17 protein-coding genes are annotated in these 21933 nt (G+C 70.7%); 11 read left to right on the top strand and 6 right to left on the bottom strand.

The features are described from left to right. Window positions 1-17 precede the first annotated feature (17 nt). Both grpE and dnaK read right to left on the bottom strand, forming a co-directional pair. Window positions 18-596 carry a nucleotide exchange factor GrpE gene (gene grpE, locus FK530_RS03975; RefSeq protein ID WP_146485692.1) on the bottom strand — a complete coding sequence of 193 codons (579 nt, stop codon included), beginning with the start codon at window positions 594-596 and terminating at the stop codon, window positions 18-20. Next, complete coding sequence (gene dnaK / locus FK530_RS03970; RefSeq protein ID WP_146485691.1) at window positions 596-2449, bottom strand: molecular chaperone DnaK; 1854 nt, start codon at window positions 2447-2449, stop codon at window positions 596-598. The genes grpE and dnaK overlap by 1 nt, the downstream gene beginning before the upstream one ends. Before the next feature lie 186 nt (window positions 2450-2635). On the opposite strand from dnaK, the gene FK530_RS25750 reads away from it, so the two are divergent. Then, a complete protein-coding gene (locus FK530_RS25750; protein WP_158645020.1) occupies window positions 2636-2773 on the top strand; it encodes a hypothetical protein in 138 nt (45 codons plus the stop codon). 133 nt (window positions 2774-2906) lie between these two features. Beyond that, the gene (locus tag FK530_RS03965; RefSeq protein WP_146485690.1) at window positions 2907-3218 is read left to right on the top strand and encodes an EthD family reductase; all 312 of its coding nucleotides are present in this window, start codon (window positions 2907-2909) and stop codon (window positions 3216-3218) included. Window positions 3219-3333: 115 nt separating this feature from the next. Here the strand turns inward: FK530_RS03965 and lon are convergent, their stop codons facing one another. Both lon and FK530_RS03955 read right to left on the bottom strand, forming a co-directional pair. Next, window positions 3334-5664, bottom strand: coding sequence for an endopeptidase La (gene lon / locus FK530_RS03960; protein WP_146485689.1), 2331 nt, complete (start codon window positions 5662-5664; stop codon window positions 3334-3336). A 79-nt stretch (window positions 5665-5743) separates the two neighbouring features. After that, entirely contained in the window at window positions 5744-6934 is a 1191-nt protein-coding gene (locus FK530_RS03955; protein WP_146486284.1) for an FAD-dependent monooxygenase, read from the bottom strand. Between the two features lie 152 nt (window positions 6935-7086). Here FK530_RS03955 and FK530_RS03950 point away from each other — a divergent pair, with 152 nt between their 5' ends. From FK530_RS03950 to FK530_RS03940, 3 genes are read left to right on the top strand one after another with little or no spacing between them, the layout of a single operon-like run. Continuing rightward, entirely contained in the window at window positions 7087-8157 is a 1071-nt protein-coding gene (locus FK530_RS03950; RefSeq protein ID WP_146485688.1) for a cupin domain-containing protein, read from the top strand. Between the two features lie 2 nt (window positions 8158-8159). Next, complete coding sequence (locus FK530_RS03945) at window positions 8160-8981, top strand: fumarylacetoacetate hydrolase family protein (protein WP_146485687.1); 822 nt, start codon at window positions 8160-8162, stop codon at window positions 8979-8981. Between the two features lies 1 nt (window position 8982). Continuing rightward, entirely contained in the window at window positions 8983-9717 is a 735-nt protein-coding gene (locus FK530_RS03940) for a maleylpyruvate isomerase family mycothiol-dependent enzyme (RefSeq protein WP_146485686.1), read from the top strand. Here FK530_RS03940 and FK530_RS03935 read toward each other — a convergent pair whose 3' ends face one another. Then, entirely contained in the window at window positions 9718-10485 is a 768-nt protein-coding gene (locus FK530_RS03935; RefSeq protein WP_146485685.1) for an IclR family transcriptional regulator, read from the bottom strand. It lies immediately after the preceding gene. A 153-nt stretch (window positions 10486-10638) separates the two neighbouring features. On the opposite strand from FK530_RS03935, the gene FK530_RS03930 reads away from it, so the two are divergent. The 5 genes from FK530_RS03930 to FK530_RS03910 are packed head-to-tail and all read left to right on the top strand — an operon-like array spanning window position 10639 to window position 18304. Then, window positions 10639-12747, top strand: coding sequence for a hydantoinase/oxoprolinase family protein (locus FK530_RS03930; RefSeq protein WP_146485684.1), 2109 nt, complete (start codon window positions 10639-10641; stop codon window positions 12745-12747). Between the two features lie 23 nt (window positions 12748-12770). Beyond that, window positions 12771-14927 carry a hydantoinase B/oxoprolinase family protein gene (locus FK530_RS03925; protein WP_146485683.1) on the top strand — a complete coding sequence of 719 codons (2157 nt, stop codon included), beginning with the start codon at window positions 12771-12773 and terminating at the stop codon, window positions 14925-14927. Next, complete coding sequence (locus FK530_RS03920) at window positions 14924-16069, top strand: iron-containing alcohol dehydrogenase (RefSeq protein ID WP_146485682.1); 1146 nt, start codon at window positions 14924-14926, stop codon at window positions 16067-16069. Before FK530_RS03925 ends, FK530_RS03920 begins: the two co-directional genes overlap by 4 nt. Beyond that, window positions 16066-17571, top strand: a complete 1506-nt coding sequence (locus tag FK530_RS03915) for an aldehyde dehydrogenase family protein (RefSeq protein ID WP_146485681.1) — start codon at window positions 16066-16068, stop codon at window positions 17569-17571. The genes FK530_RS03920 and FK530_RS03915 overlap by 4 nt, the downstream gene beginning before the upstream one ends. Window positions 17572-17605: 34 nt before the next feature. Continuing rightward, window positions 17606-18304, top strand: a complete 699-nt coding sequence (locus FK530_RS03910) for a class II aldolase/adducin family protein (RefSeq protein WP_146485680.1) — start codon at window positions 17606-17608, stop codon at window positions 18302-18304. 49 nt (window positions 18305-18353) lie between these two features. Here FK530_RS03910 and FK530_RS03905 read toward each other — a convergent pair whose 3' ends face one another. Further along, window positions 18354-20378: a heavy metal translocating P-type ATPase gene (locus tag FK530_RS03905; RefSeq protein WP_146485679.1), complete on the bottom strand. Its 2025-nt coding sequence runs from the start codon at window positions 20376-20378 to the stop codon at window positions 18354-18356. Between the two features lie 68 nt (window positions 20379-20446). Between FK530_RS03905 and crtI the strand changes: the two genes are divergently transcribed. Beyond that, window positions 20447-21895 carry a phytoene desaturase family protein gene (gene crtI, locus FK530_RS03900; protein WP_146485678.1) on the top strand — a complete coding sequence of 483 codons (1449 nt, stop codon included), beginning with the start codon at window positions 20447-20449 and terminating at the stop codon, window positions 21893-21895. The last annotated feature ends 38 nt before the right edge of the window (window positions 21896-21933 follow it).

Raw genomic sequence — 21933 nt, 5'->3', positions numbered from 1 at the left:
TGGGCATCACCTCCTTTCTATGTCTCGTCCTGCGCGGATTCACCCTGTGCATCCGCCGGGCGATCCGTGACGGCGACCATCGCGTTACGGATCACCTTGCCATCGATCTGGTATCCCTGGCGCAGGACCGCTCCCAGAACGGGATCGGCGCCGTCGCCCTCGTGCTGCACTGCCTCGTGGATCGCCGGGTCGAACTCGTCGCCCACCTCGCCGAAGGACTCCAGGCCCAGGGCCTTGAGGACGCCGTCGAGCTTGTCGGACACCGACTTCAGCGGCCCGGCCTCGAGGTCACCGTGGTTGCGCGCGCGATCCAGGTCATCGAGGACGACCAGCAGTTCGCCGACCACGAAGGCCTTGCCCGCGGCGCGGGCGTCCACCACGTCGCGCGCAGTGCGCTTGCGGTAGTTGGCGTACTCGGCGGTCACGCGCTGCAGGTCGGCGGTGAGTTCCGCCTCCTTGTCCGGCGCGGCCTCCTCGACGGCCTCGGCGTCCGCGGCCTCTCCCGGTTCGGCCGGGACCGCGGCGGATTCCTCCGCCGCGACCTCCGACTCCGGGGTCACCTCCTCCGGATCCACCGGATTCTCGGGACTCGTCATTACTTGGTGTCCTTCGGGTCCTCATCGACGACCTCGGCGTCCACGACGCCGTCGTCCTGCTGGGCGCCGGCGTCGGCACCCTCGGCCCCCGGAGCGCCCGCCTCAGCGGCACCGGCCTGCGCGTAGAGCGCCTGACCCAGCTCCTGCGACTCGGCGGAGAGCTTCTCGACGGCGGCCTTCACGGCGGCGATGTCGGTGCCCTGGAGCGCCTCGTTCGCCTCCTTGATGGCGGCCTCGACCTTGGTCTTGTTCTCCGCCGGGACCTTGTCCTCGTTCTCCTTGAGGAACTTCTCGGTCTGGTTGACCAGCGACTCCGCCTGGTTGCGGGTCTCCGCCTCCTCGCGGCGAGCCTTGTCCTCCGAGGCGTGCGCCTCGGCGTCCTTGATCATCCGGTCGATCTCCTCCTGCGACAGGCCGCTGCCGTCGGAGATCTTGATGGTGTTCTCCTTGCCGGTGCCCTTGTCCTTCGCGGTCACGTGCACGATGCCGTTGGCATCGATGTCGAAGGTGACCTCGATCTGCGGCACGCCGCGCGGGGCCGGCGCGATGCCGGTCAGCTCGAAGCTGCCGAGCAGCTTGTTGTGCGCCGCGATCTCACGCTCACCCTGGAAGACCTGGATCTGCACAGACGGCTGGTTGTCGTCGGCCGTGGTGAAGGTCTCGGAGCGCTTGGTGGGGATGGTGGTGTTGCGCTCGATGAGCTTGGTCATCACGCCGCCCTTGGTCTCGATGCCGAGGGAGAGCGGGGTGACGTCGAGCAGCAGCACGTCCTTGACCTCGCCGCGCAGCACGCCGGCCTGCAGGGCGGCGCCGACGGCGACGACCTCGTCCGGGTTGACGCCCTTGTTGGGCTCCTTGCCGCCGGTGAGCTCCTTGACCAGCTCCGTCACGGCGGGCATACGGGTCGAACCACCGACGAGCACGACGTGGTCGATGTCGCCCACGGAGATGCCGGCGTCCTTGATGACCGCCTGGAAGGGCTTACGGGTGCGCTCGAGCAGATCGTTGGTGATCTTCTGGAACTCGCTGCGGGACAGGTTCTCGTCGAGGAAGAGCGGGTTCTTGTCCGCGTCCACCGTGATGTAGGGCAGGTTGATCGAGGTGCTCTGGCCCGAGCTCAGCTCGATCTTCGCCTTCTCGGCGGCCTCGCGTAGACGCTGCATGGCCATCTTGTCCTTGGTGAGGTCGATGCCGTGCTGCGCCTTGAACTTCTCGACGAGCCAGTCGACGACGCGCTGATCCCAGTCGTCGCCGCCGAGCTCGTTGTCGCCCGAGGTCGCGCGGACCTCGACGACGCCGTCGCCGATCTCCAGCAGCGAGACGTCGAAGGTGCCGCCACCGAGGTCGAAGACCAGGATGGTCTGCTCCTTCTCGCCCTTGTCCAGGCCGTACGCGAGCGCGGCGGCGGTGGGCTCGTTGACGATGCGGAGCACGTTCAGGCCGGCGATCTGGCCGGCTTCCTTGGTGGCCTGGCGCTGCGCGTCGTTGAAGTACGCGGGCACCGTGACGACGGCGTCGGTGACGTCCTCGCCCAGGTAAGCCTCGGCGTCGCGCTTGAGCTTCATCAGCGTGCGGGCGCTGATCTCCTGGCTGGTGTAGTCCTTGTCGTCGATCTTCTGCGACCAGTCGGTGCCGATGTGGCGCTTGACCGAGCGGATGGTGCGGTCGACGTTCGTGACGGCCTGGTTCTTGGCGGGCTGACCCACCAGGACCTCACCGTTGCGCGCAAAGGCGACCACCGAGGGGGTGGTCCGCGAGCCCTCGGCGTTCGCGATCACGACCGGGTCGCCGCCCTCGAGGACAGCGACGCACGAGTTGGTGGTGCCGAGGTCGATGCCTACTGCACGTCCCATATTGATTTGCCTCCTGATAGTTCTGCTTCTGATCCAGACTTCAGCGCCCCCGGCTCAAGGGGCGAACACTTCAGTTCTACCCCATTGAGCGCAGCACGCTCAAGTAGTACGTCATGTCCAACGGGCGGGCGGACAGGAATGTTCCCGATTCCTGAAAAAACTTGAGCGGATCCCACTCAAGGCCCGTTGTCCCAGGTCGCATGGTTCGACGGTGCCGCCCACCCCCGCCGGCGTCCCCACCCCGGCGGGACTGGACGCCTCCTGATGACCGGCCCCGTCGTCGCCGCCGTCCTGTTCACCGTGCTGGCCGCCGCGTCCCACTGAACGCCCGCACTCCTCGCGGCACGGCGCCCGAGGACGGCCCTGATCGCACGGGTCGGGTGGCGGAAGCGACGTGGCGGCACCGTCGGCCTCGGTAGCGTCGGGGTCGAAGCCCGCGCCGACCCAGGAGAAGACGATGTACCGATTGACCGTGCTCTACAACCAGCCGACCGATCCCGCAGCGTTCGACGCGTACTACACGGGCACGCATCTGCCGCTCGCCGCGAAGCTGCCGGGGCTGCGGAGCGCCGCCGTGTCGAAGGGCGACACACTCGATGGCAGCACGCCGGAGATCTACCAGGTGGCCGAGCTGTACTTCGACAGCAAGGCCGACCTGCTGGCCGCACTCGGCTCGGACATCGGCCGCGAGGTCGGCAAGGACGTCGCGAACTTCGCCACCGGCGGCGCCTCCATGGTGTTCACCGAGGTCACCGAGGTCTCCCTGTAGGCGCCTCGGACAGCGCCGTCGCGGTGTACGCGACGTCCCCCGCGCCGCGCCGACTCCCCACGAAACGCCTGCGGGCGGGCCGCCGCAGCGACCCGCCCGCGCACCGTCGAACCTGCTAGGCGGCGACCTGAGCGCTCTCCGACACCGGCTCGAGGGCCAGCGCGACGATCTCCGCCACGTCGACCATCGGCTTCACGTCCAGCGCGTCGAGGACCTCGGCCGGGACGTCGTCCAGGTCGGGCTCGTTGCGCTGCGGCACGAAGACCGTCGTCAGGCCGTTGCGCTGTGCGGCCAGCAGCTTCTGCTTGACGCCGCCGATGGGCAGCACGCGGCCGTTCAGCGTGACCTCGCCGGTCATGCCGACGTCGCTGCGCACGCGCCGCCCGGTCAGCATGGAGACCAGCGCGGTGACCATGGTGACACCGGCCGACGGGCCGTCCTTGGGGACCGCGCCGGCCGGGAAGTGGATGTGCACCGTGCCGTTCAGCGCCGACGGTTCGATGCCGAAGTCGGCGGCGTGGGCCTGCACGTACGACAGCGCGATCTGGGCCGACTCCTTCATCACGTCGCCGAGCTGGCCGGTGAGCTTGAGCTCGGGACCGCTCTCGCCCGGCGTGTGCAGGGCCTCGATGAACAGCACGTCGCCGCCCATGCCCGTCACGGCCAGACCCGTTGCCACGCCGGGCACCTCGGTCCGCTCCGCCGTCTCCGGGGTGAACCGGGGCCGCCCCAGGTAGCCCTGGAGGTCGTCCACGTCCACGACGGTGGCCGCCTCTCCGGAGGACTGCTCCACCGCGACCTTGCGCAGCGCCTTGGCCAGCAACCGCTCGAACTGCCGCACACCCGGCTCGCGCGTGTAGTTCGCGGCGATCTCGCGCAGGGCGTCATCGGTGACGGTCACCTCGTCGGGCGTCAGGGCCGCCTTCTCGAGCTGCCGCGGGACCAGGTAGTCCCGGGCGATGGCGACCTTGTCGTCCTCGGTGTAGCCGTCGAGGGTGACGAGCTCCATGCGGTCGAGCAGCGCCGACGGGATGTTCTCCACCACGTTGGCCGTCGCGAGGAAGACCACGTCGGACAGGTCCAGGTCGAGGTCGAGGTAGTGGTCGCGGAAGGTGTGGTTCTGCGCCGGGTCGAGGACCTCGAGCAGCGCCGCCGCGGGGTCGCCGCGGTAGTCGGAGCCCACCTTGTCGATCTCGTCGAGCAGCACCACCGGGTTCATCGAGCCCGCCTCGCCGATCGCGCGCACGATCCGGCCGGGCAGCGCGCCCACGTACGTACGACGATGCCCGCGGATCTCCGCCTCGTCGCGCACGCCGCCGAGGGCGACGCGGACGAACTTCCGGCCCAGCGCCCGCGCGACGGACTCGCCGAGCGAGGTCTTGCCGACCCCGGGAGGGCCGGCGAGCACCATGACGGCGCCCGAGCCGCGGCCGCCGACCAGCGACATACCGCGCTGGGCGCGCCGCGAGCGCACGGCCAGGTACTCGACGATGCGGTCCTTCACGTCGTCGAGGCCGTGGTGGTCGGCGTCGAGGATCGCCCGCGCGCCGGGCAGGTCGTCGGAGTCCTCGGTCGTGACGCTCCACGGCAGGTCGAGGACGGTGTCGAGCCACGTGCGGATCCAGCCCGCCTCGGGGCTCTGGTCGGTGCCGCGCTCGAGCTTGCCCACCTCGCGCAGCGCCGCCTCGCGGACCTTCTCCGGCAGGTCGGCCGCCTCGATGCGCGAGCGGTAGTCGTCGGCACCGTCGGGCTCGTCCTCCCCGAGCTCCTTGCGGATGGCGTTCAGCTGCTGCCGGAGCAGGAACTCCTTCTGCTGCTTCTCCATTCCGTCGCGCACGTCGGAGGCGATCTTGTCGCTGACCTCGGTCTCGGCGAGGTGCTCGCCGGTCCAGTCGATGAGCTGCTGCAGCCGCGCGTCGACGTCGCCGGTCTCCAGGAGGGTGCGCTTCTGCTCGTTCGTCAGCCACGACGAGTAGCCCGACGTGTCCGCCAGTGCGGCGGGATCGGTGAGCTTGTTGACGGCGTCGATGACCTGCCAGGCCTCGCGGCGCTGGAGCATCGCGAGCACGACCTTCTTGTACTCGGCGGCGAGCTCGCGGGTGCGCTCGGTGACGGCGGTCTCGTCGACGAGGTCGACCTCGACCCACAGTGCCGCACCCGGTCCGGTGGTGCCGGAGCCGATGTGGGCGCGCTGTTCGCCGCGCAGCACCGCGACGTACTCGGACTGCCCCGGCACGCGCCCGACCTGCACGATCGAGGCGACGACACCGTGTGTCGGGTAGCGATCGTCGAGCCGCGGGGCGATGAGGAGCTTGCCGCGCTCGCTCGCGCGGCCGGCGTCGACGGCCGCCTGCGCGGCGTCGTCGAGCGTGACGGGCACGACCATGCCGGGCAGCACCACGAGGTCGGGGACGAAGAGGACGGGCAGCGAGATCTGCTCAGACATTGGGCCTCCCAAGTTCAGTCTGATCCGCTCAACGCCGATGCCCGGCCGGGTTGTTCCGGCCGGGCATCGGCGTTCGCCGTCAGCGGATTCCCGCCGGGCGCGGCGCCTCCTGAGGCGCCCACAGCCAGTCGGTGTACTTGTACACAGCGTCGCCGTGGAGCGACCGGAACAGCTCGTTCCGGGCCTGGCGCCCGGCACCGTCGAGGTGCCACAACTCGCCCCACATCCGTCCCGTGGACAGGATCCGGTTGCATCGGGGCGCCCGCGCGGCGTTCACCGCGGCCAGCGCGGCCTCCCAGCCGGAGTTCGTATCCGGCACGTTCTCGGCGATGCACCGAGCGTCCTCCAGCGCCATCACGGCGCCCGAGGCCAGGTACTGCAGAGGCGGGTGCGCGGCATCGCCCAGCAGGATCATCCGCCCGTCCACCCACTGTTCGATCGGCTCGCGATCGAACATCGGCCACCACCGGTCCTTCCACAGGTAGTCGGTGGCCGCGCGGACGCTGGGATGGCAGTGCGCGAATGCGTCCTCGAGCTCGGACGGCCCGCCCCACTCCGTCTCGCCGCGGAGGTAACCGGGCGACTGGAACACCGCGACCTGGTTCAGCATCGCGCCGCCGCGTAGCGGGTACTGGATGAAGTGGCAGCCGGGTCCGATATAGCCGATCACGTCCTCGATATCGTCGGCGAAGGGCACCTGCTCGATCGGGAACGTGCCGCGGTAGGCCGCATATCCCGAGCCGACGGGCTCGTCCCGCGACAGCTTCGCCCGCAGGGTCGACCTCAGGCCGTCCATGCCGAGGGCGACGTCGCCGCGCAGTTCCTCGCCGTCCGCCAGGATCACACGGACTCCGGCGCCGTCGGTCACCACATCGGCCACCCGGCTGTCGGTGCGCAGGTCGGCGCCCGCCGCGCGGGCGGCCTCCACCAGCGCCGCGTGCAGATCCGAGCGGTGCACCACGAAATAGACGCCGCCGTAACGGCGCTGGAAGTCGGCGCCCAGGTCGAGTCGGGTCAGCTCCTCCGCGGTGAGGGCGTCACGGAAGACGAGGTTCTTCGGCAGCACGCCGCGGGAGACCACCTCGTCGAAGACTCCCCACTCCTGCAGGATACGGGAGCCGTGCGGCCCGATCTGAAGCCCGGCGCCCACCTCCCCGAACTCCGGGGCGGCCTCAAGCACCGTCACCTCGGCGCCCCGCCTACTCAGGGCCAACGCCGCGGCGACTCCGCCGATACCGCCGCCCGCAACAATTGCTCGTTTCGCCATCATCTGCTCCTCGATCTCCGCGAACACTGCATCGACTGTGACGCCCGCCACCGGTCCGCACCCACGAAGGTTCTGCTGTGCAGAACAGCGCCGCCACCGACGGCGCGAGCTCCCTAGCGTGGTGCCAGGCACGACACACCACCCGAGGAGGCACCGTGTCCATCGACCTCACCGGCGATCCCGAACTGGACCGCCTGTACGCGGATTTCGCAGCAGCCCATCTCAACCCGTTGTGGACGCAGCTCGGCGACCTGATGCCTGAGGCACCGGCCCCGCGCGCGGTCCCGCACGTCTGGCGCTGGTCCGACCTGCTGCCGATGGCGCAGCGCGCGGGCGATCTGGTGCCGGTCGGGCGCGGCGGGGAGCGCCGGGCCATCGCTCTCGCGAACCCCGGACTGGGCGGCGTGCCCTATGCCACCCCCACGCTGTGGGCTGCGATCCAGTACCTCGGCCCCAAGGAGACCGCGCCCGAACATCGGCACGCGCAGAACGCCTTCCGCTTCGTGGTCGAGGGCGAGGGCGTGTGGACCGTGGTGAACGGCGATCCCGTCGCGATGCGCCGCGGCGACCTGCTGTTGACGCCCGGCTGGGCCTTCCACGGGCACCACAACGAGTCCGATCGGCCGATGGCCTGGATCGACGGTCTGGACATCCCGTTCGTGCGCGATACGGACACGGGCTTCTTCGAGTTCGGGGCAGACGGCGTCACCGACGAGGGAACGCCCGACATCTCCCGCTCCGAGCGGCTCTGGGCGCACCCGGGCCTGCGCCCCCTGGTGGGCATGGACGCCGCCACCAGTTCCCCGATCTCCTGCTACCGCTGGGCGCACACCGATGCCGCGCTCATCGAACAGCTCGCACTCGAGGACGAGGGCCACGCCGCCACGGTCGAGCCCGGACACGCGGCCGTCCGGTACACCAACCCGACGACGGGCGGCGATGTGCTGCCCACGATCCGAGCCGAGTTCCACCGGCTGCGGGCCGGAGCGCACACCCGTACCCGCCGGGACGTGGGCTCCACCGTCTTCCAGGTGTTCGACGGTGCCGGCACGGTGAAGCTCGACGGGGACGAGACGCCATTGCGCACCGGCGATCTCGTGGTGATCCCGTCGTGGTCCGAGTGGTCCGTGCGCAGCGACACTGGCATCGACCTGTTCACCTTCTCCGACGCTCCGATCATGGAACGCCTGCACTTCTCCCGTACCTACTTCCCCGAAGGAGCATGATCATGCGCCTAGCAACCCTCCGCACCGAGACCGGCACGGTCGCGGTCCGCGCAGATGACGAGACCACGGCCACCGTGATCGACGGCTACCCCGACCTGTCCGCCCTCCTGGCCGATCCGGACTGGCGTTCCGTCGCCGCCGCCGCCCGTGGCGCACGGATCGACCTACGCGCGGCGGACTTCGGGCCTGTGGTGCCACGGCCGGGGAAGATCGTGTGCGTCGGCCTCAACTACCGCACGCACATCACCGAGATGGGCCGCGACCTCCCCGAGTACCCGACGCTGTTCGCCAAGTTCGCGGACGCCCTCACCGGCCCGTACGACGACGTGATCGTGCCCGATTACGCCGCGTCCGAGCTGGACTGGGAGGCGGAGCTCGCAGTGATCGTGGGCGCCCGCGCCACCCGCGTGGGCGCCGACGCTGCCGCGTCCTTCATCGCCGGCTACTCGGTGATCAACGACTACACCATGCGCGACTACCAGTACCGCACCCTGCAGTGGGACCAGGGCAAGACCTTCGACCGCACCTCCGGGTTCGGGCCCTACTTGGACACCGACTACCGCCTCGGTACCCGCATCGAGACGCGCCTGGAGGGCGAAGTCATGCAGTCGGCGACCACGGACGACCTCGTCTTCGGCCCGGAGCAACTCGTCGAGTACATCTCGCACATCGTCACGCTGCAGCCGGGCGACGTGATCATCACCGGCACCTCGGGCGGCGTGGGCCATGCCCGCACGCCGGCCCGGTACATCCGCGACGGCGAGACCGTCGAGGTGAGCATCGAGGGCCTGGGCTCGGTCCGCAACCGAACGATCGTCGCCTGACATGTCCGACGGCGTCGTCTTCCGTGACCTTCCCCGCGACGAGCAGCTGACGCTGTGCCGCAGGGGTACGGCACATTTCGCGCGACACCTCGGCACTCTGTCCGACGCGCAACTGGGCGAGCCCTGCGACCTCGACGGGTGGACGCGGCGGCACCTCTTGGCGCACGTCGCCTACAACGCGGCGGCGCTGTGCCGGCTGATGGACTGGGCGATAACGGGCACCGAGAACCCGATGTACGCCTCCCCCGCTGCCCGCGCAGCCGAAATCGACAAGGGCGCCACCCTGCCGCCCTCGGCGCTGCGCAACCTGTTCGACCACACCGTGGCCCGGCTCGACGAGAAGTGGCGCAACGCCTCTCCCTCAGCGTGGTCGGCACGGGTGCGATCGGCGCAGGGGCGGGACATCGCCGCCGCGGAGACGATCTGGATGCGCGCCCGCGAGGTGTGGGTGCACGCCGTTGACCTGGGCACCGGCGCCCGGTTCGGCGACGCGCCGCCGGAGGTGCTCGACGGCCTCCTGAGCGATGTCGTGACCCGATGGCGATCGACGGGCGAGGGCAGCGTCCTCGAGCTCCGGGCAGCCGGGCGGGCGCCCATCGCCATCGACGACGCCATGCCGCCGGCCGCACGGACCCCCGTGGCCGGAGATCTCGCCGCGGTCACCCGCTGGGCCGCCGGACGCGGCGCAGTCGGCCTCAGCGATGGGCCGTCGGATCCCCCACCACACTGGCTCTGACTACTCGGGGCGGTCCTTCGGCAGCCGCAACAGTTCCGCCTGCTGCAGCAAGTACTCCCCGATCTCGCGAACCCGGGCGCCCCCTACCCGCGTTGCCGGACCCGCCACCGAGAGCGCGGCGCCCACTGCACCGTTCGTATCGCGCACACCGATCCCGACGGCGGTGAGGCCCGCCTCGGTATCCTCGGCGTTCACGGCGTACCCACGGTGCCGCGTGAGCTCCAACTCCCGGACCAGGCGCTGCCATTGCGCATTGCCCAGCCGTGCCTCGCCGTCGTTCCCCGGGCTCTGATAGAGCGCCCGCAGCTGCTGCGGCGCGAGCTCCGCGAGCATCGCGCGCCCTGTCGAAGTGAGCCGGGCGGGCAGCGCGACGCCCCGCCGGTCGCCGACGCGGATGGCCTGCGCCGACTCGACGGTGGCGATGAACCGAACCCACCGCCCGGTCCGCACCGCGAGTTGCACCGTCTCCCCCGTCTCGGCGGCGATCACCGTCATCACCGGCCGCAGGTGCGCGTTGTACTCGCCGGTGGGCCGGTTCTCGACCGCGGCGACGTACAGGGCGGGACCGGGCAGGTACTTGTGCTCTTCGTTCTCCACCGCGAAGTCGCGGTACACCAGCATCGCGAGCAATCGGTGCGCGGTGGAGCGGGCCACCCCCAGCAGCTCCGCCGCTTGACTCACGGTGACGATCCCCTGGTCCCGCAGGATGTGCAACAGGAGCAGCGCATTGTCGACTGAGCTCTGCCCGTACGCCGGTCGGTTCCGCATACCAGAATCGTAGATCGAGTGTTGCGTGGATCACAGTAGCGTTCTCGTCACGAGCACAGCAACACCGCCGCAACCGACGGATGACGCTGCCGCACAGCGGCATCGACCTCGATCGGCGGACTCTCAAGCTCGATGGGCGAGAAAGGCGATTCGATGAAACAGGGACTCTACGTGGGCGTGGACACGGGCGGCACCTTCACCGACGTGGTGGTGATGGACGAGTCGGGGGCGGTGCTCACCAACAAGGCACCGACCACCCCGCAGGCGCTTGAGGACGGCGTCTTCGCCGCTCTGAGTCTGATCGCCGAGGAGCGCGGCGAGACGCTCGGCGAGATGCTCGCCAAGGTCGTGAGCTTCGGCCACGGTACGACTCAGGCCACCAATGCGCTGATCGAGCGCCGCGGCGCCACCACCGGCCTGATCACCACGAAGGGCTTCGGCGACACCCTGCTGCTGCAGCGCCTCATGGGCTTCACCGCCGGCACGCCCGTGGAGCAGCTCGGCGAGTTCAGCCGCCGCCGCTACCCGGACCCACTGGTTCCGCGCAACCGGATCAAGGAGGTGCTCGAGCGCGTGGACCAGGCCGGCCAGGTGATCATCGAACTCGACGAGACCGCTGTGCGCGGCGCCGTCGAGGAGCTGGCCGCCGACGGAGTCACCGCCTACGCGATCGCCCTCCTCTGGTCCTTCCGCAACCCGGCGCACGAACGACGGATCGGCGAGATCGTTCGGGAGATCGCGGGCGAGGACGTCTACGTGAGCCTGTCCAGCGAGGTCAATCCGGTCCTGGGCGAGTACGAGCGCACATCGACGACGGTACTCAACAGCTACCTCGGACCGAGCGTCCAGCGCTACCTCGAGCGCATGGAGCGCAAGCTCATCGAGGCTGGCATGTCCGGCCGGTTCAGCGTGCTCAACAGCATCGGCGGCGTGATGAGCGCCCGCGACGCGGCCGACCGCGCCGTCCTCCTACTGGCCAGCGGCCCCACGGGCGGCGTGCTCGGCAGCCAGCACCTGGCCGAACAGCTCGGCCACCGCAATGTGATCACCTCCGACATGGGCGGCACCAGCTTCGACGTCGGCCTCATCGTGGACGGGCGGCCCGTGGTCTCCGCGGTGACCGAGGTCGCGCAGTACCACGTGGCCGCGCCGATGGTGAGCATCACCGCGATCGGTGCCGGCGGCGGCTCCATCGCGGAGGTCGTCGCCGGGGAGCTGCGCGTCGGCCCCGAGAGCGCCGGCGCCTTCCCGGGGCCCGTCTGCTACCGCCGCGGCGGTACTCGCGCCACCGTCACCGACGCGGACGTGGTGCTCGGCGTGATCGACCCGGACACCTTCCTGGGTGGCCGCATGCGGCTCGACAAGGAGGCCGCCGAGCGCGCCATCGCCGAGCAGATCGCGGAGCCACTGGGGCTGACCGTGGTCGAGGCCGCGGCCGGCATCCGGCACATCGTGGACTCACGCATGGCCGACACCCTCCGCGAGCTGTCGGTGGGCCGCGGACTGGACCCGCGAGACTTCGTGCTCTACGCCTACGGCGGCGCGGGCCCGATGCACTGCGCCGGATTCGGCGCCGACCTCGGCGTGACCGAGATCGTGGTCCCGGCCACCTCGATGGCGCATTCCGCGTACGGCGCGCTTGCGGCGGACATCTACCACAGCGCTGAGCGCTCGCACCTGGTCAAGACCACGCCGGGCAACCCGCGGCCGTGGGAGGACATCGACGCCGCGTCGCTCGACGTCATCTTCGCCGAGCTGGAGGCCAGCACCCGCGAGCAACTCGCCCGCGACGGCGTGGACCCCGCCGACACGGTGATCGAACGCTCCGTGGACGTGCGCTACCGCAGCCAGACCCACGAGCTCATCACCCCGGTCCCCGACGGCGCCGTCGACGCGGCGCTCGTGCGCGGCATCGTCGAACGGTTCGAGGCCTCGTACGAGGACACCTACGGACGCGGCGCCGGCTTCCGCGAGGCGGGCATCGAGCTGACCACCTTCCGGGTGAGCGGCATCGGGCGCACCCCCAAGCCTTCGTTCCGGGACACCGCACCCACCACCGCGGCGAACGCGCACTCGCGTCCCGTGTACGACCTCGCGGCGCACGATTGGATGGACGCCACCGTCGTGCAGTGGCATTCGCTCGAACCGGGCGAGACGATCCCCGGCCCCGCCGTGGTCGAGCACCCCACCACCACCGTCTACACCGGCCACGGCCAGCGCGTAGGAATCGACACCTTCGGCAACCTCATCATCACCGCGTGAGCGGCACTTCTAGGAGAATCGCTATGACCACCGACATCCTGACCGAGGCCGTCGCCGACGTCGACCCCATCACCTTCGAGGTGATCCGCAACCGCCTTTCGGCGATCACCGAGGAGCAGGCGATCACCCTGAAGTCCGTCTCCGGCTCCCCTGTCGTCACGGACGCCACCGACTTCAACGTGGGCACCTACCTGTCCGACGGCTCGATCGTCACGATGGGCCCGCAGGTGCTGTTCCACTCCGGCTCCATGGCCAGCGTGGTGCGCAACATCATCGCCGACCGCACCGAGAATCCCGGCATCGCCGAAGGCGACATGTTCATCCTCAACAACCCGTACAAGGGCGCCCTGCACCAGCAGGACGTGTCGATCGTGGCGCCGGTCTTCCACGGCGGCGAGCGGGTGGCGTGGGTGGGCGCGTGCGCCCACCAGATCGACGTCGGCGGGATGAACTTCGGCAGTTGGGCCTTCGGTGCCACCGAGATCCAACAGGAGGCCATGCTGTTGTCCGGGGTCAAGATCGTGGAGAACGACGATATCCGGGGCGACCTGTGGGACATGGTCATGGGGATGTCCCGGATGCCGATGGCCGTGGGGCTGGACCTCAAGGCGATGATCGCGGCCAATCAGGTGGCCTCCCGCCGGCTGAACGAATTGTTCGACCGGTACGGGCTCGATGTAGTGCTACGGGTGATGCACCTCGAGATCGAGCACGCCGAGGAGCAGCTGCGGGATCGGCTGCGGCAGCTGCCCGACGGTGTCTTCCGCGCCGTCGACTACCTCGAGCACGACGGGCACACCAACGAACTGTACGAATTCCGGCTCACCGTAACCAAATCCGGCGACGAACTGGAGTTCGACTTCACCGGCACCGATCCGCAGGCGCCCGGTTTCGTCAACTGCACCCGTTCGGGACTCGTCGCGGGCGTCTTCACCGCGCTGCTGCCCACCCTGGCGCCGCGAATCAGCTGGAACGAGGGCCTGTTCCGCCCGCTGACCATCACCGCGCCGCAAGGTGTTATCTGCAACGCGACCTGGCCCGCTCCAGTCTCCTCTGCCACCATCTCCGCGGTGTGGGTAGTGCAGAACGTGGCCCTGGCCGCGCTGTCCCGCCTCGCGGCCACCTCTCCGGTGACGGCACCCGATGCTGCGGCGATCACCAAGGGCTCGATGACGGCGCTAGTACTCAACGGACGCGACCGGGACGGGCTGCCCTACGGCAACTTCCTGCTCGATTCCACCGCGGGCGGCGGCGGCGCCTACGTCGACCACGACGGTCTCACCGGCTCCGGCGACTTCTGCGTGCCGCGGCCCGCGATCACGAACGTCGAGAGCCACGAGGCGAACGGACCGATCCTGTTCCTGTACCGATCGATCCTCACCGATACCGGCGGCGCCGGCCGGTTCCGCGGCGGCAACACCGTGGGCCTCGCGATCACGCCGCACGACACCGAGTCGCTCTCGGCGATGATCGTCGGCCACGGCGTCGAGGTGCCCAACAGCGTCGGGCTGTTCGGCGGCCTGGAGGGTTCGTGCAACCGGAACCAGTTGCTGCCGAGCGATGGGAAGAGCCCCGTCGGGCGCATCTCGTCGGCCGACGACCTGACCGGACACGATGCGGTGCAGGTGCTCGGCGCCAAGCCCGGATTCCTCTCGCTCCGCGCCGGGGACAGCCTCGCGTACAGCTTCCAGGGCGGCGGCGGCTACGGCGACCCGCTCACGCGCGACCCTCGTTCCGTGGCGGACGATGTCACGAACGGCTACATCAGCGAGGACGCGGCCCACAACCTGTACGGCGTGGTGCTGCGAGGCGGCGAGGTCGACGAGCCCGCCACCACCGCGCGGCGCGCCGCCGCCCGGGCCGACCGATCCGGTTCTGCCATCACGGCATCCGCACACGCGGACGGCGCCTCCGTATCCGGCGCCGGGGTGGGCCCCGCGCTGGTCCGGACCACCGGCGGCACCGTCGCCTGCGGGTGCGGCTGCGCGCTCGGCCCGGCCAATGACTGGCTGTCCGGCACCGTGCGGCGGGTGGTGGATCCTCGCAGCCACGGCGACTATCTGCGCTTGCACGAGGGCCTCGAACTGCGCGAGTACGCCTGCCCGATGTGCGGCACCCTGCTGGATGCCGCCGTCGCGCGGATCGGCGCGGCCGACATGCTGACCATCGAGCTGCGATGACCGCCGCCGGAATCTTCAGCGCGCCGCCCCGGATCGTCACCGGCATCGGTTCGCTCGAGCGGCTGGACGCCGAGCTGGGCGCCCTGCAGGGCCCCGTCGCGGTGATCGCCGATCGCGGGCTCGACACCGCGGGCCTGCTCGGCGGGATCCTCCGGCACGTAGCGCCGGACCGGATCGGTGCCACCGTCTTCGTGGATCCGAACCCCGACGTGGCGGCCGTCGAGCGCGCCGCCGATGTGGCCCGCTCCGCGCGTTGCACGAGCGTGCTCGGCATCGGCGGCGGCTCGGGACTGGGCGCGGCCAAGGCCGCCGCGATCCTGCTGACCAACCCGGGCCCGATCACCGAATACGAGGGGGCCGGCCGGGTTCCCGTGCCGCCGGCACCGTTGGTGGCGGTCCCCACCACGGCGGGCAGCGGCAGCGAGGTCTCGAACGCCCTGGTGTTGCACGAGCCGGGCCGCGACCGGGAGATCATCGTCCGCGGGCAGGGATGCGAGCCGCAGGTCGCTGTACTAGACGCGACGGTCCTCCGCGGCCTACCCCGGGCGCCGATGCTCTACGCAGGCCTCGACGCGCTCACCCACGCCCTGGAATCACTGTGGGCGCGCGGAGCGACGGTCTTCACCGAAGCGCTCGCTCTGCGCGCCGCCCAGGACATCATGGCGGCACTGCCGGTCGCGGTGGCGGGCGCCGGCCGGGACATCGTGCGCGGCAACGCCGAGGGCGGCAACGACGCTGCGCTGCAGCAGCTAATGGAGGCGAGCACGATGGCCAACCTGGCCTGTGGGAACAGCGGCCTGGGCCTGGTGCATGCGCTGTCCTCGTCAGTGCGGGTCCCGCTCGCCCACGGCCTGCAGAACGGCGTACTGCTGCCCCGGGTGGCCGAGCTCAACCGGGTCGCCGTCGCCCCCGCGGGCGTCGCGCTGATCGACCTGCTCCCCGGTCTGTACCGGAAATTGGAGTTCACGCCGCGGTTCGACCCGGCGGCGGTGGGCCGCGAACAGCTCGAATCCATGGTCGCCGCGAGCGACGGCCACCCGTTCCGCGCCAACAACCGGGTCAGCGTGACAGACAGCGAACTGCGCGAGCTGCTCGCCGGCACCGTCGGTGCCGCACCGATTCTCCAGGAGGACAGGACATGACCACCACGACACACGCCGCGAGTGGCCATGCGGCGCACGCCGATCAGATCACCGCGCTCGCTGCGCACCCGTGGCGGCTGCTCATCGGCGGCGAGCTGCGGCCCGCCGCCGACGGCGGGACCTTCGCCACCACGGATCCGTTCAGCGAGCAGGAGCTCGCCCGGGTCCCCGACGCGACGGCCGCCGATGTGGACGCCGCCGCGGAGGCCGCGGAGGCGGCCCGGCCGGGCTGGCGGGCGACGCCGGCCACCGAGCGCGCGGCCCTCGTGCTGCGCTTCGCCGACCTGATCGAGGCGAACGCCGATGAGCTCGCCTTCCTCGACTGCGTGGATGCGGGCTCGCCGATCAGCAACGCGCGCTTCGATGTCGAGATCGCGCTCCAGCAGATGCGGATGTTCGCCGGCTTCGCGCTGGAGATGAAGGGGCAGACCATCCCCGCCTCGAACGCACTGCACCTCACGGTCCGCGAGCCCGTGGGCGTCGTCGCCAAGATCTGGCCGTACAACCACCCGCTCATGTTCGCCTGCCGGATGGCGGCGCCTCTCGTCGCGGGGAACCCCGTGGTCGGTAAGCCGCCGGAGGCGGCGCCGCTCTCCACGCTGCGCCTCGCCGAGCTGGCGGCCGAGGTCTTCCCGCCCGGAGTGGTGAACATCGTGGTCGGCGACGGCCCCGCCATCCCGGACCGGCTGGTGCGGCACCGCGCCGTGCGGCGCATCGGCTTCATCGGGTCCGAGCCCACGGGCCGGGCCATTCAGCGCGCCGCGGCGGAGGCCGCGGTCAAGCACGTGACGCTGGAGCTGGGTGGCAAGAACGCGATGGTGGTCTTCGCTGACAGCGACGTGGACGCCGCGGCCGCCGGCGCTGTGTCCGGAATGAATTTCACCTGGTCCGGCCAGTCCTGCGGCTCGAACTCCCGCCTGCTGGTGCAGCGGCAGATCTACGACGCGGTCGTGACCCGCGTGGCCGAGTTGGTGCAGGCGCGGCGGATCGGCGATCCGCTCGATGAGTCGAGCGAGCAGGGCACCATGATCAACCGCGCCCAGTACGAGAAGTCCCTGTCCTATATCGGGATCGCGCGTGCGGAGGGCGCCCGCCTGGTGACGGGCGGCGGCCGCCCCGAGGGCGAGAACTTCGCCACGGGCTTCTTCGTCGCGCCCACGGTCCTCGCCGACGTGGACCCCGCCTCGCGCATCGCCCGCGAGGAGGTCTTCGGGCCGGTGCTCTCGGTGATCCCGTTCGACACGGAGGAAGAGGCCGTGGCGATCGCGAACTCGGTGGACTACGGGCTCACCGCCAGCGTGTGGACCCGCGACCTGGACCGCGCGCACCGCGTCGCCCGCGATTTCGAGGCGGGACACACCTGGATCAACGGCTCGTCGATGCATTTCCCCAACGTGCCCTACGGCGGCGTCAAGGGGTCGGGCGTCGGGGGCAAGGAGGAGTGCCTGGAGGAGCTCCTGAGCTACACGGAGGAGAAGGTCATCAACGTGATGTTCCGATAACCCCACACCCGCCACTACTGATTGGAGCATTCTCATGACCGACAACGATCCTCGCGCAACGGTCGCCACCTCGTCGCGCATCATGGCGGCGACCGGCGCCGGCGACCTCATCTGGGGGCACGTCAGCGTCCGCGACCCGGAGGGCCGCGGGGTCTGGCTCAAGCAGGCGTCGTACGGGCTGGAGGAGATCACCCCCGACCGCGTGCACCTGGTCGCGCCCGACGGCGAGGTCCTGGACGGCGGCGGCCAGCGGCACAGCGAATTTCCGATCCACACCGAGGTGATGGCTGCCCGTCCGGACGTCGGCGGCGTAGTGCACGTACACAGCCGGTACGCGGTCGCGCTCGCCGCCGCGGGGGCGGAACTACTGCCGGTGAGCCATGAGGCGAACTACTTCGCAGGAAACGGGGTTCCGCGCTTCACCGAGACCGCTGACCTGATCCTCACCCGCGATCTTGGCCGTAGCGTGGCCGCCGCTCTCGGCAAGGCGCAGGCCCTCTTCCTGGTGAACCACGGGATCGTCACCGTCGGGCCGGATCTGGAGACGGCGACGGTGGCCGCGGTGATCCTGGACCGCGCCTGCCAGCAGCAGCTGACCACTCTGGGCTACGGCGGCGACCCGAGCCGGTCCGATCCGGCGGAGTCGCGCGCGAAGCGCGAGCACATCTACTCCGACGAAGCGCAACAACAGGTTTGGGACTACCTCGCACGCACGCTGGATCCTCTACACTGAGCGAACCCTGCCCCCGGCACCCATCGTGCCGGGGGCAACGCTTTCGCGATCAGGCCGCGGCGGGCTCGCGCTCCGGGCGTGTCTCGTGCTCCACACCCTCGTGCTCCCTACCCACCTCGAAGCGCAGCAGGCGCAGCGCGTTCGCCACGACGATGAGCGTCGAGCCCTCGTGGATGAAGACCACCGGCCCCATCGGCATGCCGAGGAAGGTGACGATCACCAGAAAGACGACGATGCCCAGCGACGCGATGAGGTTCTGCCGGATGATGCGGCTGGTCTGCCGGCTCAGCCGCACCGCGAAGGGCAGCCGGCCCAAGTCGTCGCTCATCAGCGCGACGTCGGCGGTCTCGAGTGCCACCGCGGAACCCGCGGCCCCCATCGCGATGCCCACGTCGGCCTGCGCCATCGCGGGGGCGTCGTTGACGCCGTCGCCGACCATCGCGCACCGTCGGGCATCGGGGCCCGCGCCGGCGCCGGACAGGCCGCGGACCTGCGTCACCTTGTCCTCGGGCAGCAGGCCGCCGAGCGCGCGGTCGACGCCGACCTCGCGGCCCACCGCCTCGGCCACCTGCTGGTGATCGCCGGAGATCATCACGATGTCGGTCATGCCGGACTCGCGCAGGCGGTCGAGCACCTGCCCGGCCTCCCGGCGGGGCGTGTCCATCACGCCGATCACGCCGAGGAAGCGGCCGCCGCGGCGCACGATCATCAGCGTGCGGCCCGCGCCCTGCAGCCGCTCGACGTCGGCGGCGACGGCACCGTCGAGCACGATGCCGGCGTCGGTGAAGAGGCGCTCGTTGCCGATCTCGACGCTGTCCCCCTCGACCAGGGCGCGGACGCCGCGGCCGGTGACGGACTGCAGGTCGGAGGCGGTGAGCACCGTCGAGGTGCGCGCGGCGACGGCCTCGGCGACCGCGGCCGCGAGGGGGTGGTCGGAGAGCTTCTCGACGGCGAGGGTGGTCGCGAGCAGCTCGTCGAGCTCGACGCCGGGCGCGGCGACGGTGTCGGTGACCCGCGGCTCGCCCCAGGTCAGGGTGCCGGTCTTGTCGAACGCGATCGACGTGACGCGGCCCAGGGTCTCGAGCGGCGCGCCGCCCTTGACCAGCACGCCGGCGCGGGCGGCTCGGGCCACGCCGGCCAGCACGGCCGACGGGGTGGCGAGCGCGAGCGCGCAGGGGCTCGCGGCGACGAGGACGGCCATCGCGAGGTAGAAGGCGTCGTCGAAGGGGTTGCCCAGCGCGAAGTAGCCGACCAGGAAGACGCCGACGACGAAGGCGATCACGGCGGGCACGTAGATCCGCTGGAACTTGTCGAGGAAGCGTTGCGTGGGCGACTTGGCCTGGTCGGTGGACGCGACGAGCTCGACGACCTTGCTCAGCGTCGAGTCCTTCGCCAGCGCCGTGACCTGCACGACGAGCGCGCCGGAGCCGTTGACCGTGCCCGCGAAGACCTTGTTCTCGTCGGCGACGCGACCGGTGCGGGCGGGATCGAGCGGCTCCTTCTCGACGGGCATCGACTCGCCGGTGACGGCGCTCTGGTCGATCGCGGACCGGCCATCGACCACCACGCCGTCGGAGCTGACGCGTGCGTTGGGGCGGATCAGCACGAGGTCGCCGACGGCGACGTCCTCCACCTGCCGATCGACGTACTCACCCGCGGTGGTCGACGGTCCGCCGACGTGCACCAGCGCGGTACGGGGCGCGAGGCCGGCGAGGGCTTCGATGGATTTCGACGCCCTGGCCAGCGCGAATTCCTCCAGCGCGTGGCCGAGGCTGAAGAGGAAGAGCAGCACCGCGCCCTCGGCGAAGCGGCCGATCGAGGCGGCGCCGATCGCCGCGACCAGCATGAGGAAGTCGACCTCGAACTTGCCGTTCAGCGTCGACTTGATGGCGGACCGGATCGTGAAGAAGCCGCCGAAGAAGTACGTGGCGAGGAAGAAGGCGGTGCTCACGTCGGGCAGCTTCAGGGCGTACTCGGCGATCATGCCCGCGGTGTAGGTGACGCCCGAGGCGATGGCGAAGCCGATCTCCCACCGCGCCGAGTGGCCGGATTCGTGGTCGTGTTCTGCGCTCATGGCCTGAGCGTATGCCACATATGCATACATTGCAATATGTCATTCCAGGCACTTCCTAGACTCGTCCCGTGCACATCGGAATCATCGGGGCGGGACTGTCCGGACTGTCGGCGGCGCTGCACCTGCTCGGGGCGGGCCATCGGGTCACCGTCGTGGAGCGGTCGGCGCAGGTCGGCGGGCGCGCGGGGACGGAGCACCTCCGTGGGCACCCCGTCGATCCGGGCGCCAGCGTGCTGACGATGCCCGAGCTGGTCTTCGACGCCCTCGCCGCCGCGGGACTGGATCGCGAGGCCGCCGAGGCCGAGCTGGACCTGCTGCCCGTGACGCCCGCGTACGCGGGGCGGTTCCCGGCTCTCGACGGTCGCCCGGCCGGCGTGCTGCACGTGCCCGACGACCTCGCCGTCGACGACCACATGCGCTGGCAGGAGGCGATGTTCGACGCCGCCTACGAGCGGTTCATCGGCGGCGACGCGGCGTGGGGCTCGTATGTGAACCCGCGCGACCTGGCCGCGCTCGGCCGGCTCGTGCGCCTCGGCGCGCTGCGGTCGATGCAGCATCAGGTGGACCGCCGCGTCGACGATCCGCGCGCCCGCCGCATGCTCACCTTCCAGGCGCTCTACGCCGGGGTGGCACCGTCGGCGGCCCGCGCGGTGTACGCCGTCATCTCGCACATGGATGTGGGCCTGGGCGTCTGGTACCCGCGGGCCGGGATGGGCCGCGTCGCGGAGGTCATGGCGCGGCAGTTCGAGCGGGCCGGGGGCACCGTCCTCCTCGGGCACGAGGTGCTCGGCCTCGACGGCCGGCGCGGCCGGGTGACCGGGCTCCGGGCCCGCTCGGAGGCCGGCGTGCGGCAGCTCCCGTTCGACGGGGTGGTGCTCACCGCCGACGCCCCGATCACGGACCGGCTCATCGCGCCCCTGGGCGGCCGCGCGCCGCGGCGCGTGCGGCTCTCGCCGTCGGCGGTGGTCGTGCACCTCGACGTGGATCCCGACCTGCAGGAGCACTGGCCCACGCAGGCGCACCACACGCTGGACTTCGGCGCCGCGTGGGAACAGACCTTCGCGGAGATCACCGCGACGCGGGGGCGCGGCCGCCTGATGAGCGATCCGTCGTTCCTGATCACGCGGCCCTCGGTCACGACCGGCGAGGACTCCCCGGTTTCCGTCCTCGCGCCGTGCCCGAACCTGGAATCGGCCCTGCTGGAATGGGATTCGATCGGCCCCGACTACGTGCGCGACGTGCTGCGGACCCTCGCGGGCCGCGGCTACCGCGGGATCGCCGACGCCGAGACGCTTCGGGTGGACACCCCCGCGGACTGGGCGCGACAGGGCATGTCCGCGGGCACGCCCTTCGCCGCAGCACACACGCTCACCCAGACGGGGCCGTTGCGCCGCCCGCAGCGCGTGCCCGGCATCGGCAACGCGGTGCTCGCGGGTTCGATGACACATCCCGGGGTGGGCGTGCCGCCCGCGCTCATCTCCGGCCGGCTCGCTGCGGAGGCGCTCGGTTCCTCGTGAAACCGGCCGATTCCGCGACGGGAACGCTCATGGCGATC

The sequence above is a fragment of the Tsukamurella conjunctivitidis genome, assembly GCF_007858475.1.
Classification (GTDB): Bacteria; Actinomycetota; Actinomycetes; order Mycobacteriales; family Mycobacteriaceae; genus Tsukamurella; species Tsukamurella conjunctivitidis.
This window is presented reverse-complemented; position numbering and strand designations above follow the sequence as displayed.

Coding starts and splice junctions, on each gene's coding strand:
- FK530_RS03910 (WP_146485680.1), top strand. CDS start 17,606: ATGACCGACAACGATCCTCGCGCAACGGTCGCCACCTCGTCGCGCATC.
- FK530_RS03905 (WP_146485679.1), bottom strand. CDS start 20,378: ATGAGCGCAGAACACGACCACGAATCCGGCCACTCGGCGCGGTGGGAG.
- lon (WP_146485689.1), bottom strand. CDS start 5,664: ATGTCTGAGCAGATCTCGCTGCCCGTCCTCTTCGTCCCCGACCTCGTG.
- FK530_RS03925 (WP_146485683.1), top strand. CDS start 12,771: ATGACCACCGACATCCTGACCGAGGCCGTCGCCGACGTCGACCCCATC.
- FK530_RS03915 (WP_146485681.1), top strand. CDS start 16,066: ATGACCACCACGACACACGCCGCGAGTGGCCATGCGGCGCACGCCGAT.
- FK530_RS03935 (WP_146485685.1), bottom strand. CDS start 10,485: ATGCGGAACCGACCGGCGTACGGGCAGAGCTCAGTCGACAATGCGCTG.
- FK530_RS03955 (WP_146486284.1), bottom strand. CDS start 6,934: ATGATGGCGAAACGAGCAATTGTTGCGGGCGGCGGTATCGGCGGAGTC.
- FK530_RS03930 (WP_146485684.1), top strand. CDS start 10,639: ATGAAACAGGGACTCTACGTGGGCGTGGACACGGGCGGCACCTTCACC.
- FK530_RS03945 (WP_146485687.1), top strand. CDS start 8,160: ATGCGCCTAGCAACCCTCCGCACCGAGACCGGCACGGTCGCGGTCCGC.
- FK530_RS03965 (WP_146485690.1), top strand. CDS start 2,907: ATGTACCGATTGACCGTGCTCTACAACCAGCCGACCGATCCCGCAGCG.
- grpE (WP_146485692.1), bottom strand. CDS start 596: ATGACGAGTCCCGAGAATCCGGTGGATCCGGAGGAGGTGACCCCGGAG.
- FK530_RS03920 (WP_146485682.1), top strand. CDS start 14,924: ATGACCGCCGCCGGAATCTTCAGCGCGCCGCCCCGGATCGTCACCGGC.
- dnaK (WP_146485691.1), bottom strand. CDS start 2,449: ATGGGACGTGCAGTAGGCATCGACCTCGGCACCACCAACTCGTGCGTC.
- FK530_RS03940 (WP_146485686.1), top strand. CDS start 8,983: ATGTCCGACGGCGTCGTCTTCCGTGACCTTCCCCGCGACGAGCAGCTG.